Source organism: Sporolactobacillus sp. THM19-2 (assembly GCF_004153195.1).
Classification (GTDB): Bacteria; Bacillota; Bacilli; order Bacillales; family Sporolactobacillaceae; genus Sporolactobacillus.
In genome coordinates this window covers 31,693-49,236 of the sequence record NZ_SEMC01000002.1, presented here as the reverse complement: position 1 = coordinate 49,236, position 17,544 = coordinate 31,693, and the positions used below count along the sequence as shown (strand labels likewise).

The window sequence follows — 17,544 nt, the reverse complement described above, 5'->3', positions numbered from 1 at the left end:
ATACACGGAGACAGGAATGCCTTTACATCAGCGTTCTGTGACTTTCTTCCCATATCTTCCTCTTCTCAGAATACGATTCTATGCTATAATGCAAATAGTTTGACGCGCCGGATATTGTCGATTCCTGGTTTATACTTTTCCTGGATCGGACAATCATGTATAATAGCTCATTATGTGATGCTGAGCACATAGGACGTTGATAAACGGCACGCAGACACGTGCTGCGGGTATCATGAGTTACATTATTTTCCGAAATGACTCGGGGGGTTATTTGATGAAAAAGGTCAGAAAAGCTGTAATTCCTGCTGCCGGACTCGGAACGCGATTCCTGCCGGCAACCAAGGCGCTTCCTAAAGAAATGCTTCCGATTGTGAACAAACCAACGATTCAATATATCGTCGAAGAAGCAGTCGATGCCGGGATTGAAGATATTATTATCGTAACCGGAAAAGGGAAACGTGCTATTGAAGACCACTTTGATATTGCATACGAACTGGAACAGAATTTGATTCATAAAAAGAAATTTGATTTGCTCGAAAAAGTACGTGAGCCATCCAAGATCGATATCCACTATATCAGACAAAAGTCGCCAAAAGGTTTGGGTCACGCGGTTTGGTGCGCCCGCAAGTTCATTGGCGACGAGCCTTTTGCCGTCCTGCTGGGCGACGATATCGTTCAGGCGAAAGAGCCGTGCATCAAACAGCTGATTGATCAATACGACAAAACCGGCTGCTCCGTGCTTGGTGTCAAGGAAGTGCCGATGAAAGAAACGAAACGTTATGGCATCATTGACCCGAAAGCAAATGACGGTCGACTCTATAACGTCAGCAAATTTGTTGAAAAACCGGAATCCAACCCGCCTTCGAACCTGGCGATTATTGGCCGGTATGTCCTGACCCCGGAAATCTTTGGCTTCCTGGATAAGAAGGAAATCGGTGCCGGTGGCGAGATCCAGCTGACCGATGCCATCCAGAAACTGAACGAACTTCAGGGCGTTTTTGCTTATCAGTTTGAGGGCAAACGGTTCGATGTCGGCGAAACCCTTGGCTTTGTCCTGACCAACATTGAAATGGCTCTGCAGAATAAGGATCTGCAGAAAGGCGTTCTGAAAGGGATTGAACGGATTCTGCACGAAAATAAATTACCGCTTGAATGATTTGAATGATCGGAGGAAAGGAGGGTAAGAAAATGGCAATTTCGAGAACAGAGTTTGAGGGCCGTTTTGTGGAACAAGCAGAATATTTGGGAACCGGCAAATCTTTGGTACATGATTCTTCCCTGTACCTGTTTGCTAAAAGATGTATGGACTTTTTTGGCGCTTTGACAGGACTCATCCTGTTCTCGCCGCTTTTTCTTATCCTGGCTTTAGCCATTAAGATTGAAGATCCCGCGGGTCACGTGTTTTTTAAGCAACTGCGTGTCGGGAGAAACGGGAAAAAATTCAAGATTTATAAATTTCGATCAATGGTCTCCAACGCTGAACAAATGCTGGATAAAATCCTCAGTCGGAATGAGACAGAAGGCTGCATGTTCAAAATGAAAGATGACCCGAGAGTAACAAAAATCGGGCATTTTATTCGTAAGACAAGCCTTGACGAACTGCCTCAGCTGATCAACGTTTTAAAGGGCGACATGAGCCTTGTCGGTCCCAGGCCGCCGCTTCCCAGAGAAGTGAAACAGTACACGAGGCGCGACCTGCAGCGGCTCCTGGTGACACCGGGCTGTACGGGCATGTGGCAGGTTAATGGCAGAAGCAGTGTGGGTTTTCACGAGATGGTTGAATTGGATCTTAAGTATATTAAAGAAAGAAATTTACGACTCGATATAAAAATTATACTCAAAACCTTTATTGTGCTGTTTACCGGCAGGGGTGCATATTGAAAAGGGTCACGGAACATAATGATAATGGGATCAGTTCAAACCATTAAGTCGACCTTTTTTGGAGGAGCATATGAGCATTAAAGTTGTTATTGCAACGCATAAAGAATATGACATGCCTGATGATCAAATGTATTTGCCCCTGCAGGTGGGCAAAGTATACAGCAGTCAGGATTTATATACCGGGGATAATACCGGAGATAATATATCTCGAAAAAATCCCAATTATTGTGAATTGACTGCGATGTACTGGGCGTGGAAGAATCTGGATGCTGATTACATCGGATTAGCCCACTATCGCAGGCATTTTTGTGCAGACAGAATATTTCTCGGCCCGACAAAAGATAAAAAGCATAAGATATTGACTAACGAAAAAGCTGAAGAGCTTTTAAGCCATTATGATGCCATTTTACCTAAAAAAAGGCATTACTGGATCGAAACGCTGGCATCACATTATAACCATTCACATTACAGTCGTGATCTTGAGGCAACGAGAAGGATTATAGCTGATTTTTGTCCTGCTTATTTACCGGCCTTTGATTTGGTAATGAACAGAAGGTCGGCACACATGTTTAATATGATGATTATGCGAAAAGACCTTTTTCATGTGTATTCCAGATGGCTCTTCAATATCCTCTTTCGGCTGGAAAAAAGAATTGATATCAGTGGTTATTCGGCATACGAAGCAAGAGTGTTCGGTTTTATCAGTGAGTTGTTACTTGATGTATGGCTGACGGTTAACTCTGTGCATTACGTGGAAATGCCGGTCATGTTTATGGAAAAACAAAACTGGCCCAGAAAAATTTTCGGTTTTCTTAAGAATAAATTTACAACGAATCATGAAGATCCTGCAGACACTGAAAGAATCCCAAAACAAAAAAAGGCTGTTGAAGCGTATAAATTTAATAATATGCAGTGAACATAACGCGCCTAAAAAATATATTGGATTTGACCGTTCATAAAATGTCCAAGGAGTCAGTTATGAAAAGGGTTTTAATAGTTGGGGACTTTCTTAATGGAAGTGGATTAACAAAATTCATTATGAATATTTACCCCAAGATAAATCCTGAAAAGGTACACATTGATGTCATTAATATTGGTGGAAAAGAGGACTATCTGCACAGGGTAAAAAAGTTTGGCTGGAAAATGTACAATATTACGCCGGCAAACAAAGATTTAGTCATCCATATTAAGCAATGGAAAAAATTACTATCCCGGATTGGCAATCATTATGATGTGATTCATTTTCATTATTCTGCGCTTTGGAATTTTCTCCCCATTCTTTATGCGAAGAAATACGGTATCAAAAATATTATCTTACATTCGCATAACACTTACTTTAGTTCAGAATCCTCTCATAAAATAGTGACAATAGCATTACTTCTACTTCACAACATTGGGAAAAAGATTATACAAAAAACAGGTACCGGGTTCTTTGCCTGTTCAGTTGAAGCTGCCAAATGGTTTTATAATCCTGGGTTATTTAAAAAAAATAAAGTGACAATTATAAAAAATGGTATTGATCTTGAACAATTTGAATTTAATCCCCGGATCCGGGAACAGATGCGTAAGAAACTGAATTTGACAGACAAGTTTGTCATAGGACATATTGGAGTGTTCGAAGAAAGAAAAAATCATCGGCAGCTTCTTGATATATTTGAAAAAGTGCACAGAAAGCGGGAAAATTCTGTTCTTTTGCTTGTTGGCCAGGGCTCTCTGATCGATGAAATGAAACAAGTTGTTGAGGCAAAGAATCTGACCGGGTCAGTACATTTTCTGGGTATCAGAAGTGATATCCCCGATTTGATGCAGGCGTTTGATGCTTTTGTCTTTCCTTCACTGTTTGAAGGACTGGGCATCGTTCTGGTGGAAGCGCAGGCGAGTGGATTACCTTGTTTTGTGTCAGAACGGATACCTCATGAAGCCTATGTAACGGATCAGGTGCATCAAATGAATCTGAGTGAAACGCCTGAATACTGGGCGAAAGAAATTATGCGAATCACAGATAAATACAACAGGACAAGCCACATCGATGAAATTGCATCACATGGGTACAGTGCGAGGGAGACAGCCGAATTTTTAGAAAAATATTATTGCAGTTTAAAGTGATGATGATCGAGCGCTGATAGGAGAAAACATATGAAAAAGATCGCTTTTATCGCTCCCCATATATCAGGAAAAGGGGGGACAGAAACTGTTTTAAGAACAGTAGTGCAACTCATGATAAAAAAGAAAGCCGGGTATGAGCCGTATATTTTTGTATTGGGAGGTTCACTGGATAAAGCCTGGCTGCAAGGACTCCCTTACCAGGAGTCCCACTTTAGCAGAAATATCATCCTTCGTAATATGATTTATTTCTTCTCTCTGCTCAGATACATACATAACGAAAGACCGGATATGATTATCAGCCTGGATCCGATGATTTGTTTACTGGTAAACGTCGTAAGAAAATTAACACGCGGGAAATACCCTATCGTCTCATGGATTCATTTCTCGTTGAAAAGTAGTAAAGTTCGAACGGGTTTAGTTCCTAAAGCAGACTATCACCTGGCGATCAGTTCCGGAATTGCCCGTCAATTACGCGAACTGTACATACCTCAAGAAAGGATCTTTACGATCTATAATCCGCTTAAACCTTCTGAACAGATTATCCCCAGGCCGACGTCGAATACTATTTTTCTCTATGCGGGAAGAATCGAGTTTGAAGGCCAAAAACGTTTAAAGGATTTACTGGAGTCATTATCAAGATTGAATGGGGATTGGATTCTTGAGGTATACGGAGACGGTCAGGACTTGCCCTTGTGTCAGAGGTATGCTGATCAACTACATATAAATGATAAAATTAAGTGGCACGGGTATGTTGCGGACCCCTGGGATCAGATGAAGGAAGTTACAGCGCTCATATTAACATCTGCTTATGAAGGTTTACCAATGGTTCTTGCTGAGGCGATCTCAAGAGGAGTTTATTGTATTAGTTCAGATTGTGAGACAGGCCCAAGGGACCTCATTCAAGAAGGGAAAAACGGAAGGTTATATAAATCCGGACATTTAAATGATCTTCAGAAGTTACTGCAGAATTTGATAAATCATAAGGAATTACCTGATCCTGTGGAGATCCAGAAGTCGATCAAAAAATTTTACGTTGGACACTATTATACAAACTTTTACAATGCATTAAGTAGAATTGATTATCAGTGGAACAATTGAGAAAGAATAAATAACGAGGTGAAAAAAATGATTTCACGAAAGAACTTACACCCATTATTAATATACATATCATTTATTACGTTGTCAGCTTATTTTCTCTTTTACTTAACGAATTTTCAGGAATTAATACCACTTTCAAATTATATGATTGTGATTGGATTCGGATTTGCAATGTTAGCATTTGTATTTAGTGAATCATTTAATTTAGTTCGAATTATTTCTTTTGCGTCTGTATCGATGATTATCATAGGAACCATTTTCTACTACAAGATTTTTTCTGCTCCTGGACAGGTCAACCTCGATTATACATTACTATATGCTCTTATTTTTACAACTGCAATGGGTGCTGTTGATGTAAAGAAACTGCTAAAAATTTCTCTTGTTCTTCAGGTTATTTTAATAATCGTTACATCAGTAAGCTTTTTCCTGAAAATTATTCCGAATACCACTTTGAATAGAGATGGCATTCTTAGACAATCATTAGGTTTTTCTCACCCAAATATTCTTGGACTTATTATGATGTGTGTTACCATTGAAATTCTGTATCTATTCTCTAAGAAGATCAGATGGTTTCATCTAACAATTTTAGGGTTGTTGAATATAGGAACATATTTTATCACTTTCTCAAGAACCTCACTTATATGTACAATCTTATTTATCATATTGTTCGTATTAAATGAAAAAACAGAGCTACTACAAAAATCTTATGCAAAGATAACTTTATTGTTGTCTGTTCCGATAACTTTTATCTTAGGAGTCCTTCCTGCGATTCTATATAAAGACAGTAAATTTTATAATTTACTTAATGATGTGTTAGCCAATAGATTAATTCAGGGTCACTATTATATAGAAAAATATGGAATCAGTATATTCGGACAACCGATGCCACTTAGCATTGAAATCATGAATCCAAAGACAAATTGGATGGAGCATTGGGTAGTAGATTCGGCATACTTAAGAATACTGATTCAGCATGGTATTCTTGTGCTTTTCATTGCCTTCTTATTTGTTGCCGTAAAGAGTACTCTATTTGCCAGAAGAGATATGATGATTGAGCTGTCAATTGTAGTTGTTGGTTTACTATACGGTGTCTTTGAAAGATACGCGTACAATTTGTTTATTTATCCGCCGTCGATTCTATTATTCATCCTTTTACCATTTAATGGAAGAAACATATGGAGTCAGTTTGTCATCAATAATCCACTTATTCAACCCAAGAAAAAGGAGTTAGGATGAGATGGTTGAAGTCAGCGTTATTGTTCCTGTATATAGGGTGGAAAAATATCTTCCCAAGTGTGTGGACAGTATCTTAAATCAGACATTTAACGACTTTGAGCTGATTTTGATTGATGATGGTTCTCCTGATAAGTCCGGGGCAATCTGTGATGCATATGCCCGGAAGGATGCTCGAATCAGAGTTATTCATCAAAACAATAGTGGTGTGGGGAATTCGCGAAATAAAGGCCTGGCAGAATCAAAGGGAAAATATGTTTATTTCTGCGACTCTGATGACTATTTGGATCCACAATTACTTGAAGATAATGTAAAGTTGCTCAATGATAACGATGCAAATCTTGTGATTTTTGGGTATTACGATGAAAAACTAAATAAAACACAAGTCCGCAGAAAGGAGCGGATCCCTCTAAAAAATGAATTTCTTAAGTCCAAACAGGCATTTCGCTTACGTTTTGAAGAGCTTTTCTCATTAAGTATTATGTATACACTTTGGAACAAATTGTACAGGAGATCATATTTAGTAGGGAACAGGTACGAATTTGAGAATATCTCAATGGGTGAAGATACGCGCTTCAACCTTTCTGTTTATCAGAACCTGGATCGGGTTTGCCTGAATAAGAAAATTTATTATCACTATATTGTCCAGAGACCAGATTCAGCTGCTAATAAATATCGGCCTGACTACTTTCACATCAGATTTAAAGAAACACAGAAGTTGGATACACTAATCAGGAGTTGGGGATATCAGGATCAATTCAGGGATTTACTTTATAATGAATGGATTGTGACATTAATTTACGGAGTGAAAAGTGTTTTCCATAAAGATTGTCCAATGAATGAAAATGAAAAAAAACAAACAATACATTCATTTATTAATGAGCCTCCAATTAAGAAAACATTGAATAATATAAGCTTTAGGGCTTTAACAGGTTCAATGAGGGAGAAAATCAGGAAACTAATATTTATGAATACCCGTCGAAAGAGCATCTTTCTGTTGTTAAAATACTTGTATAAAGTTAAATAATCGCTGGAATTGTGAAGATGTTAATCAAAAAATGTTCGTAACTCCTGGGGGACATTCATTCATGAAAAAGTTATTCCTTGTGCAAAATACAGCAAACATCTACAGATATAATGCAGGATCGAAAGCACGGAACGATATCTATTCAATAATAAAGCAATATTCTGATGTGGACTATGTCTGGCTGTATAAAGGTCGTTCAAAATTCAGTAAATTGTTTTCCCTATTGCACAACTTACATAAAATCCGCTTATTCGAAAATAAAAAAAGCATTTTTATTGCTGAACACCCGTTAATGAATTTAAAACCAGTATTTTTTTTAAAATACATAAAAAAAATGAAAGCAGAGAAACCTGCTGTTCATACAGTTTGTATCATTCATGATATCGAAGCCTTGAGATACCATCCCGATGAAAAAGATGAAGAACTGTCACTTCTTAACCAATTTGATTACATTATCAGTCACAATCAAATCATGACACGCTGGCTGAAAACAAATGGTGTGACGCCAAAAATAGTCGAGCTTGAGCTGTTTGATTATTTAATTGATCCGTCCAGAGAAAAAAACAATAAGAGGTATGATCCAGATTGTATTCGTATCGCTTATGCTGGGAATCTTGCTACCGAAAAAAGTGGCTTTCTTTATCAATTACATCAGGTGAACAATAAGCAACTCCGCTATTCTCTTTATGGTGCCCATTTTGATAAGACAGCTGTTGTTCCGGAGTGCCATATTGACTATTATGGGAAGAAGGACCCGGATGATTTACCTTTCTGTATGAATGCTGATTATGGCCTGATCTGGGATGGACCGGAATTGAATGCCTGTACGGGTATGATGGGCGATTATTTAAAATACAACAATCCACACAAATTATCCTTATATATTGCAGCGGGTCTGCCTGTCATCGTTTGGAGTAAATCAGCCATTTCCGGCTTCGTTGAAAAAAATGGACTTGGATTTTGCATCAACCGTCTGACGGATCTGGACCAGGTAAGCAGACTGTCTTCAGAAAAATATGCAGAGATAAAGAACAATGTGAACAAAATGAGTCAACGATGTACTCATGGTTATTATTTTAAGCGGGCAATAGAATCCATCGAAAAAGACATACTGGAGGTAAAACAGTAGTGAATTATGATTATCTGATTGTAGGATCCGGGCTGTTCGGCAGTACTTTTGCCTGTGAAGCGGCAAAAAGAGGAAAAAGAGTTAAAGTCATTGATAAACGCTCCCACATTGGCGGAAATATCTACACAGAGAAAATTGAAGGGATCAATGTACATAAGTATGGTGCCCACATCTTTCATACAAACAACAAGAAAATCTGGGGCTACGTGAATCAATTTGCAGAGTTCAACCGTTACACCAACAGCCCGATAGCGAACTATAAGGGAGAAATATATAATCTTCCCTTTAATATGAATACGTTCAATAAACTATGGGGTGTAGTTACTCCGGAGGAAGCCAGAGAAAAAATAGAGCAGCAGAAAGCTGAAGCACATTTGGGTAAACCGACGAACCTTGAAGAACAGGCCATCTCATTAATCGGAACGGATGTGTATCTGAAATTAATTAAGGGATATACAGAGAAACAATGGGGCAGGAAAGCCACCGAGCTGCCGCCTTTCATTATCAGGCGACTGCCTGTCCGGTTTACATACGATAATAATTACTTTAATGATAAATACCAGGGTATTCCTATTGGAGGCTATACACAAATCATTGATAAGATGTTAAGCAGTGACCTGATTGATGTAGAATTAAACACGGATTTCTTCAGCCGAAAAGATGAATATCTCAGGCGTTACCCTAAAATCATTTATACTGGAATGATTGATCAGTTCTTCAATTATCAGTTTGGAACACTTGAATACAGAAGTTTAAAGTTTGAAACTGAGGTACTGAATCAGCACAATTTTCAGGGAAATGCTGTGGTGAATTATACAGACGCTGAAACGCCTTATACTCGGATTATTGAGCATAAGCATTTTGAATTTGGCGACCAGCCCAAGACAGTAATCACACGAGAATTCCCATTAAATTGGGAAAGGGGTGATGAACCCTATTATCCCATGAATGATGAAAAAAATAATGCTTTGTACAGGAAATATAAGAAGCTGGCAGATCGGACGCCAAACGTTCTTTTTGGCGGAAGATTAGGCATGTATCAGTACTACGATATGCATCAGGTGATCGCGGCTTCGTTAGCGGCAGTGGCAAGGGAATTTGATGAAAAGGCTTCGTGTTGATCCATGAGTGTTGCGAAAAATTTTATTTACAATGTTATTTACCAGGTTTTTGTGCTCATCACACCATTAATCACCGTTCCGTATATTTCGCGGGTACTGGGCAGTAATGGGGTGGGTATAAATGCTTACACGAATTCCATCATTCAATATTTTATTCTGTTTGGAACAATTGGGATATCCATGTATGGAAATCGGTCCGTAGCATACGTCAGAGATAACAGGGATCAATTAAGCAAAACTTTTTGGGGCATCATGGCTCTGAAAATTTTGACAGCAGCTCTGTCCTATAGCGCATTTCTCGTATTCCTGCTCTTTATAGACAGGTTTCAGGTGATTTTCCTGATTCAGTCAATATACATTATTTCGGCTGCCGTGGATATCACCTGGCTGTTTATGGGGCTGGAGAACTTTAAAAAGATTGTGCTCAGAAATATAGTTGTGAAATTTATCGGGATAGCCAGCATTTTTGTATTTGTTCAAACATCCGATGATTTATGGAAATATGTACTGGCCCTGTCATTAACAGAACTGCTCGGGCAGCTGACGATGTATATCCATTTGTCTGATAGTGTAAATAGGGTGAAGATCAGGTGGCGGGACATTAAAAAACATTTTATGCCTGCCATGACTTTGTTCCTGCCGCAGGTTGCCATCCAGATCTATGCCGTGCTGAACAAAACAATGCTCGGTACACTTTCAACTACAAACGAAGTCGGCTTTTTTGATAATGCGGATAAAATAATAAAAATGATTCTCGCAGTTGTTACAGCAACGGGAGTCGTTATGTTGCCCAGAGTTTCAAACACTTTTGCGATGGGACATACAGAAAAAGTCAAAGACTATCTGACAAAATCCTTAGATTTTGCTACATACATGGCGATGCCGATGATGTTTGGAATCATCGGTATTGCCCAGGGATTTACCCCATGGTTTTTCGGCCCCGGGTTCAGTACAACGGGTCAGTTAATCTGTATCATCGGTCCAATCATTCTGTTCATTGCCTGGAGTAATGTGCTCGGTGTCCAATACCTGATGCCACTCAACAGAATGCGTCCTTTTACATTATCTGTCACAGTCGGTGCCATCGTGAACTTTATTTTTAACTTAATTCTGATTCCAAATTTCCAATCTGCAGGAACAGCTATTTCTACGGTTATTGCTGAGTTTGCAGTAACGGGTGTACAACTGCTGTTCGTGTGGCGAGATATTCAGTTAAAAAGAATTGTCGCTTCTCTCTGGAAATACCTTGTAGCTTCGGTCGTTATGTTTCTCCTCATCTGGTTTATAGGTAATCATCTGCCAGTTGGAATCGGATCAACCCTTTTTCAGGTGGCTGCAGGATCAGTTGTATATTTCTTACTGCTCTTTCTATTGAAGAGCAGGACCAATCTTAAAGTGTTTACTTTCGTTGTGGAGTCAGCAAAGAAAATATTCAGCAAGGGCAGCAGATAAATAACAGGATTATTCAATGGCTTATTGTTCAAGAGCCAGAAGGCATAGTAATAATAAATCAGGTGTTAAAAAATATTGGAGATATTTAAAGCTCGTTTAGGGAGATTATGATGAAAAAAAGAGTATTATATATGGATCTTCTTGCATGTGTCTCAGCCCTGTTTGTTGTAGTACTGCATAGTACCTTAACAGTCTTTAATTTCAGAGTAGATAGAAGTTGGCTTGAAAGCCTGCTTATTCAATCCTTTTTTCATTGGCCAGTTCCTATTTTCTTCATGCTTAGTGGAGCTAATTTGCTTTCGTACCGTGAAAGGTACTCCACGTCTACTTTCTTTAAAAAGAGAATAAAGCGTGTCCTTATTCCTTTTTTAATATGGAGCTTCATCTGGGCTGTTTTTAACTATCTCAAAGGCTGGATGCCCGATTTTTCCATCAAGCATATTGCCAAATTATTTCTTTACAATAATATACAGAATATCTTTTGGTTTTTTTACACTATCTTGGGAATATATCTCTGCATCCCTATTCTGTCACTTATTGCAAAGAAGGAGAATAAGAAGTTAATACAATACTTTATTGTACTATGTCTATTACAAACCGGAGTTATTCCAATAGTCTTTGGGATGGCGCAGCAGCCAGTTCCATGGTATACCTCTTTACCACTTGTAGGCGGATTTTTAAGTTATGTGCTGACCGGTTGGTACCTGGTCACGTTTAGTATAAATAAAAAAATGAGGTACACCATTTATTTGTTGGGATTCATCAGTGGGATCGCCATTTCTATAGGAACTTATTATTTCAGTTTACCCACAAAACAGTTAAATCAGCTGTTTTTTGAATACAATTCTATTTTTGTTTATTTCTTATCTGTTGCGGTTTTTGTCCTGTTCCAATCAATAAAATGGGACAGCTTGATTACACCGAAATTGACCAGATGGCTCACAATCATTTCTTCAACCAGTTTTGGCGTATACATCATCCACTTCTTTGTGATTATTGAACTGGATCGCTATTTTCACGTAGACAATACTTCTTTATATTATATGACCGTGCACCCCGTGATCGTGTTTGCTATTAGTTCCCTGACTGTTTATTTCATGAAGAGAATGCCTTTAATCAAACATATCATGCCTTAGCGATATCAGGTTCAGGATAAGCATGATGGTCCAAATCTTATACGCTTCCATATAGATTACAGATGTAAGAGACGATAATTTGAGCCCTACAAGGACTAATGCCGATTTTTTTAAATCCGGCGCATAAGGAAAATCATGCCAGTCATCTTTTCAGAATCAGAAGGATAACTAAAAAACTCCGCAACTTTGATTTGACTAACCATGTCTGAACAACATTGATTTCAAGGGGTTCGATTTAAAATGCTACACTGGAGAAATAGAAGCAAGTCCATAGATCCGGGTTACCTGAAAGTATTTTTACTCTGTCTTCTGACAGCCGGCCTCATGACTGTTCCTTTTATCATAAAAAATGGTGGATTGTTCACTCTTGTTGATGATTTTAACTTTCAGCAGATTCCTTTTAATATGCAGAGTAATGAGGCGATTAAAAGCGGAAATGTTTTCTGGAACTGGCATGTCGACCTGGGCAGCAGTTTTATCGGAGCCTTCAGTTTTTATACGTTAGGCAGTCCATTTTTCTGGTTAAGTCTTTTATTTCCTTCATCATTTTTCCCCTATCTTATCGGTCCGCTGCTCATTTTAAAATATTGTGTTGCCGGTCTGACTGCCTATGCTTTTATCAAACGCTATGTAAGCATGAATCCTGCCATTATAGGTGCTTTGATTTATGCTTTCTCAGGCTTTTCGACGGTTAATTTGATGTTTAATCATTTTCATGATGTCGTTGCACTTTTTCCACTGTTAATGGTAGGACTGGATAAACTGGTGCTGGACAGAAAATCGGGATGGTTTGCCGTAGCCGTACTGCTCAATGCGCTGCTCAATTACTTCTTTTTTGTCGGTGAAGTGGTTTTTCTTATCTTGTACTTTTGCATTCGTTATTTGTTTACAGATTTTAAGGTATACTTCCGGTCATTACCAAAAGTCCTTTTTGAAGGATGCCTGGGTGTTGGGATGGCCTGCTTTTTGCTTTTGCCGTCTATATTGTTCACGATCGAAAATCCACGGGCGAGTTCTTTCCTGTACGGACCCAGTTCGGTAGTTTTTGATGGGAACAGATATCTGATGCTTCTTAAGGCACTCTTCCTGCCGGCCGATATCATGCCTGATCAATCGGCGATTATAAAGTCTGACTTCTCATCATCGTCAGCGTATCTCCCCCTGTTCAGCGTTTCTCTGGTTGTTGCTTTTCTAAAGGGGAGACGCAACTGGTTGTCCAGAATGACCATAATCATGATTATTCTTGCTTTTATTCCTGTACTGAACAGCCTTTTTTATGCTCTTAATGCGCATTATTATGCGCGATGGTTCTATATGCCTGTGCTGATTATGGCTCTTATTTCGGCAATTGTGCTGAATAATAAGAAGCGGTTTAACCTGCCGCGCAGCATCACCTTGACGGGAATCATGACAGGCGTCTTTATCTTATTTCTTATGTTTTATCCCTGGAATCCCGGGGTAAAAGGAGCGATTCTGCATGAAAAATTATTTTTAATCTATGCGGGGATTGCTCTGGGCGGCTTACTTCTTTCATACGGATTAATAAAAACACATTGTTCGGACAGGCTGATCATTTCATGCCTTGTCGGGATGGCCGCAGTGACCGGATGGGTAAATATTTATAAAATGCAAACGTTGAAGCCGGATCAGTCTTCTGCGGAAATATATCATACCGTGGTGAAAACGGGGAGGGATCTCGACTTGCCGGACGATGAAACTTATCGGGTGAATACAACATCAGTCAATCATAATTTATCTTTAACGAGTCGCGTCCTGTCGGACAATTCTTTTTCAAGTACGATTAATGGCTCAATCTTTAAATTTTACAATAATCTGGGCCATCCCCGTACGTTTGGCATCTTCACGGAAATTCAGCCGTCTGATTATGCTTTAAAGCCGTTTCTTTCCGAAAAATATTATCTGACCTTAACCCGAAACAATGAAGACAGGCTCTATAAAAGCTATGACAACGGATCAAATGTTATTTATGTTTATCGAAACAAAGATTATCTGCCTGTTGGTTTTACATACGATTATTATATGACAGAGACGCAGTTCAGGAATATTCCTCCGGAGAAAAGACATCTGGCACTGCTGAAGGCAGTCGTGATTTCCGACGAGCGTGTTGATGAAGTCAGGGGGCGGTTACGTCCTATACCGTTAAGACAATTACAGGCGCTTGATCAAGCACACTATCGGGATGACGTGCAGACTCGAAACAGAGAGTCCTCTTACTCCTTTAGTCGCTCAAATACCGGATTTATCTCAAAAATCCATTCAGGATCGGATAAGGTTGCTTTTTTCAGCGTTCCATTTGATAAAGGATGGAAGGCATCTGTGAATGGTGTACCCGTTCAGATTATAGAAGCAAATGGGTTTATGGCCCTGCCTGTTGAAAAAGGTAATAATACCATACGATTTCGGTATATGCCTTCCGGACTGAAAGCCGGCTCCATCATCTCTGCACTATCTCTGGTGGTTCTCCTGCTTTATTTGACAGGTGCGAGGAAATTGGAGAGGCCCATGAACTGAAGTGAGCAGAGAACAGGCCATTCAGATTGGCCTTGCCTTGATATATTTGAAAGTTGATAGTAGTATAAAAACTGTCAGCTCCTGTCTGCCCGTCAGGTTCTTTACTGACAATTGCAAAAGGGAACTTACTAAAAAAAAATAAAGGAGGTGTCAAAACAACCGGTGAAACAGATTAAGAGAATAGTAGAAACAGTGATTGTGGCAGCATTGATCTCGATCTTTTTTATAGTCATCACCCCAGCTCCTGAAGCACTTGCAAAAGATGGGTTGACCTATAACAAAGAGATCTATAATACCGCTCAGGTCGCGCCCAGAAGCTGGGATGGGATCTGGAGTAAGCCGTACGGGGTCAATGGTGCGCAATGGCTGGGTTATGCCTCAAAGTTCAAAGGGAAGCAGGTAGAACTTATTCGTGAAGCCCAGACTAGTCATGGTGTGTATGATCAGTTCAGGATCAACAATCAGACTATTGGCTGGATAGACAAAGCGGGTTTTCGCTCAGTAAAAAGCGGTTTATCCTACAATAAAGTTGTTTCCTTAGCCGGCACTGTTCATGCCAGGAGCTGGGACAGTATCTGGAGCGCGCCTTATCCTGTTCCGGGAGCACAATGGAAGGACAGGGCTTCCAACTATAATGGTAAGCAGGTAAATATCATCCGTGAAGCCAGGACAACGCGGGGAACGTACTATCAATTTCAGTTAAATGGGCGAACCATTGGCTGGACAGATAAAAATACCATTCAAAATCTTGGAGACCGTACATACTACAACAAAGAAGTCTTTTATTCAGCAAAGATGAGTCCAAAATCCTGGGACGGGGTCTGGAGTGCACCATACAGAACACCTGGCGCTGCGTGGCGGGGTTCAGCTTCCAAGTATAGTGGAAGAATAGTAGACATTACCCGTGAAGCCAGGACCAACCACGGAATCTATTACCAGTTCCGTATCAACGGTCGGGTGATCGGCTGGGTTGATAAAACAGCTTTTCAGTCAGTTAAAAATGGTCAGGTTTACAATAAAGAAGTTTCCCTGGCAGGAATACTCAAGCCGAGAAGCTGGGATGGCATCTGGAGTGCTCCGTATCCGCTTCCAGGGGCCAGTTGGTCTGGCTTCGCTTCAAAGTATAATGGAAAACAGCTAGATATTTTAAGAGAAGCAAAGACCTATCTGGGGACTTATTACCAGATTGGAACAAATGGAGAACCGATAGGCTGGGTTGACAAGAGCGCTGTTCCGGAGGTTAGAGATCGGAAGTATTACGATAAGGAAGTTTACTATGTAGGACAACTGAATCCTGAAAATTGGGATGGTGTCTGGAGTGCTCCTTATCAGGTACCCGGCGTGTATTGGAAGGCTTTTGCTTCTAAATATGATGGTAAGCAGGCTGAGATTATCAGAGAGGCAAAAACCAACCACGGTACTTACTATCAATTCAGAATTGACGGTCAAACCATTGGCTGGGCAGATAAACGAGTGTTCTCTTCGGTGAAAAGTGGCCTGGAGTATAATAAATCGGTCAATTTTGTCGGCCAAATTCACGCCCACAACTGGGATGGCATCTGGAGCGGTCCATATCCTCTTCCAAAAGTCTACTGGATTAATTTTGCGTCGTATTATAATGGGAAACAAGCTGAAATTCTGAGAGAAGCAAAAACGGCACGGAGCACTTATTATCAGATTCGTGTTGATGGACGGATCTTAGGCTGGATGGATAAATCAGCTATTATTCTGGTTAAAGAATATCAGCAGACCCACTATGATTACACCCTGAACGAGGCCGTTCAGAAGCAGGTTAATTCCGGTGCAAAGACGGACAGTGACTACCCAATGTATATTTATCAGGATGCTCTGAAGAAATCAGGGAATCAGGCTACAGTGATTAATGGGAAGTGGAATGTTCGGGGTGGTCCGGGAACAAACTTTTGGATGATTACACAAGTAAACACAGGTAAAAAAGTAAAGGTCATCCAGAAAACGGGTTCCTGGTATCAGGTCGACTTTCAGACTGGATGGATCAATGCCAGTCCCGCTGATGTCAGACATGCAATGGATCCGGTCAGTTATTCCCGTGAAACAACAGAGTATTTCCAGTTTCTGAAATTATCTGCAGTAACTAATGTATATGCGGATGAAGTCAACAGTCGAATACTCAGCAACATGGGCATATTATCAGGTAAGGCCGAAGTATTTTTACAGGCTGCCAGAAATACAAATATTAATGAGATATACTTAATCTCACATGCATTGCATGAAACAGGAAATGGCAGATCCGAACTTGCTAACGGTGTAGTGTATAACGGGAAAACCGTTTATAATATGTTCGGGATAGGTGCAAATGATTCCGATCCAATCAGGCATGGTGCTGAGTTTGCCTATTCGCACAAATGGTTTACTCCAGAGGCGGCCATATTAGGTGGTGCACAGTTTATCGGGCAGAATTATATTCATAATCCACGATATCAGCAGAATACACTCTATAAAATGCGGTGGAATCCGGCTGCTCCGGCCAGTCATCAATATGCGACTGACATCGGGTGGGCCGTGAAACAAACCGATGAGATCAAACAATTATATGATCTTCTGTCCAGTTACAAACTTATTTTTGATGTTCCACAATATCAATAAAAATGGATACAGTAAATATTAGTCGACGGGTCTCCATCGATTTTTTTTTATCTCCAGCAAAATACAGTAATCTGGGAAATGGGATAGGATTAAGCATCATCCTTACAAGGTTTCGTATTGGGAAAATATTGGAGAAATCTTGGTGGTCGTTCGTCATTGTAAACCCGGTCAATGGCGTAACTGATTACTATTTGTGGAAAACAG

13 protein-coding genes are annotated in these 17,544 nt (G+C 39.8%); all 13 read left to right on the top strand.

Going from position 1 to position 17,544, the window contains the following annotated elements; all coding sequences use genetic code 11:
* The first annotated feature begins 274 nt into the window (after positions 1–274).
* The 13 genes from galU (at position 275) to EWH91_RS02015 (ending at position 17,340) form a co-directional block, all read left to right on the top strand.
* The gene (gene galU, locus EWH91_RS02075) at positions 275–1,156 is read left to right on the top strand and encodes a UTP--glucose-1-phosphate uridylyltransferase GalU (protein WP_129928364.1); all 882 of its coding nucleotides are present in this window, start codon (positions 275–277) and stop codon (positions 1,154–1,156) included.
* A gap of 32 nt (positions 1,157–1,188) precedes the next feature.
* Positions 1,189–1,881: a sugar transferase gene (locus EWH91_RS02070; RefSeq protein ID WP_129928363.1), complete on the top strand. Its 693-nt coding sequence runs from the start codon at positions 1,189–1,191 to the stop codon at positions 1,879–1,881.
* Positions 1,882–1,951: 70 nt separating this feature from the next.
* A complete protein-coding gene (locus EWH91_RS02065) occupies positions 1,952–2,797 on the top strand; it encodes a DUF4422 domain-containing protein (RefSeq protein ID WP_129928362.1) in 846 nt (281 codons plus the stop codon).
* Between the two features lie 62 nt (positions 2,798–2,859).
* Entirely contained in the window at positions 2,860–3,987 is a 1,128-nt protein-coding gene (locus EWH91_RS02060; RefSeq protein ID WP_165364214.1) for a glycosyltransferase family 1 protein, read from the top strand.
* A 30-nt stretch (positions 3,988–4,017) separates the two neighbouring features.
* Positions 4,018–5,085 (top strand): lipopolysaccharide 1,6-galactosyltransferase, encoded by a 1,068-nt coding sequence (gene waaB, locus EWH91_RS02055; RefSeq protein ID WP_129928360.1) that lies wholly within the window; start codon positions 4,018–4,020, stop codon positions 5,083–5,085.
* 27 nt (positions 5,086–5,112) lie between these two features.
* Complete coding sequence (locus tag EWH91_RS02050; protein WP_129928359.1) at positions 5,113–6,321, top strand: hypothetical protein; 1,209 nt, start codon at positions 5,113–5,115, stop codon at positions 6,319–6,321.
* Position 6,322: 1 nt separating this feature from the next.
* Positions 6,323–7,345 carry a glycosyltransferase family 2 protein gene (locus EWH91_RS02045; RefSeq protein ID WP_129928358.1) on the top strand — a complete coding sequence of 341 codons (1,023 nt, stop codon included), beginning with the start codon at positions 6,323–6,325 and terminating at the stop codon, positions 7,343–7,345.
* Positions 7,346–7,406: 61 nt separating this feature from the next.
* Positions 7,407–8,474 carry a glycosyltransferase gene (locus tag EWH91_RS02040; RefSeq protein ID WP_129928357.1) on the top strand — a complete coding sequence of 356 codons (1,068 nt, stop codon included), beginning with the start codon at positions 7,407–7,409 and terminating at the stop codon, positions 8,472–8,474.
* Complete coding sequence (glf, locus tag EWH91_RS02035; protein ID WP_129928356.1) at positions 8,474–9,595, top strand: UDP-galactopyranose mutase; 1,122 nt, start codon at positions 8,474–8,476, stop codon at positions 9,593–9,595. Before EWH91_RS02040 ends, glf begins: the two co-directional genes overlap by 1 nt.
* 3 nt (positions 9,596–9,598) lie before the next feature.
* Entirely contained in the window at positions 9,599–11,047 is a 1,449-nt protein-coding gene (locus EWH91_RS02030; protein ID WP_129928355.1) for a flippase, read from the top strand.
* Positions 11,048–11,157: 110 nt separating this feature from the next.
* The gene (locus EWH91_RS02025) at positions 11,158–12,183 is read left to right on the top strand and encodes an acyltransferase (RefSeq protein WP_165364213.1); all 1,026 of its coding nucleotides are present in this window, start codon (positions 11,158–11,160) and stop codon (positions 12,181–12,183) included.
* 240 nt (positions 12,184–12,423) lie between these two features.
* On the top strand, positions 12,424–14,715 hold the full coding sequence (locus EWH91_RS02020; protein ID WP_129928353.1) for a YfhO family protein: 2,292 nt from the start codon (positions 12,424–12,426) through the stop codon (positions 14,713–14,715).
* A gap of 162 nt (positions 14,716–14,877) precedes the next feature.
* A complete protein-coding gene (locus EWH91_RS02015; protein WP_129928352.1) occupies positions 14,878–17,340 on the top strand; it encodes a GW domain-containing glycosaminoglycan-binding protein in 2,463 nt (820 codons plus the stop codon).
* The last annotated feature ends 204 nt before the right edge of the window (positions 17,341–17,544 follow it).

What these genes read in the sequence shown, in the direction of transcription:
- galU (WP_129928364.1), top strand. Translation starts at nt 275, where the DNA reads ATGAAAAAGGTCAGAAAAGCTGTAATTCCTGCTGCCGGACTCGGAACG.
- EWH91_RS02070 (WP_129928363.1), top strand. Translation starts at nt 1,189, where the DNA reads ATGGCAATTTCGAGAACAGAGTTTGAGGGCCGTTTTGTGGAACAAGCA.
- EWH91_RS02065 (WP_129928362.1), top strand. Translation starts at nt 1,952, where the DNA reads ATGAGCATTAAAGTTGTTATTGCAACGCATAAAGAATATGACATGCCT.
- EWH91_RS02060 (WP_165364214.1), top strand. Translation starts at nt 2,860, where the DNA reads ATGAAAAGGGTTTTAATAGTTGGGGACTTTCTTAATGGAAGTGGATTA.
- waaB (WP_129928360.1), top strand. Translation starts at nt 4,018, where the DNA reads ATGAAAAAGATCGCTTTTATCGCTCCCCATATATCAGGAAAAGGGGGG.
- EWH91_RS02050 (WP_129928359.1), top strand. Translation starts at nt 5,113, where the DNA reads ATGATTTCACGAAAGAACTTACACCCATTATTAATATACATATCATTT.
- EWH91_RS02045 (WP_129928358.1), top strand. Translation starts at nt 6,323, where the DNA reads ATGGTTGAAGTCAGCGTTATTGTTCCTGTATATAGGGTGGAAAAATAT.
- EWH91_RS02040 (WP_129928357.1), top strand. Translation starts at nt 7,407, where the DNA reads ATGAAAAAGTTATTCCTTGTGCAAAATACAGCAAACATCTACAGATAT.
- EWH91_RS02030 (WP_129928355.1), top strand. Translation starts at nt 9,599, where the DNA reads ATGAGTGTTGCGAAAAATTTTATTTACAATGTTATTTACCAGGTTTTT.
- EWH91_RS02025 (WP_165364213.1), top strand. Translation starts at nt 11,158, where the DNA reads ATGAAAAAAAGAGTATTATATATGGATCTTCTTGCATGTGTCTCAGCC.
- EWH91_RS02020 (WP_129928353.1), top strand. Translation starts at nt 12,424, where the DNA reads ATGCTACACTGGAGAAATAGAAGCAAGTCCATAGATCCGGGTTACCTG.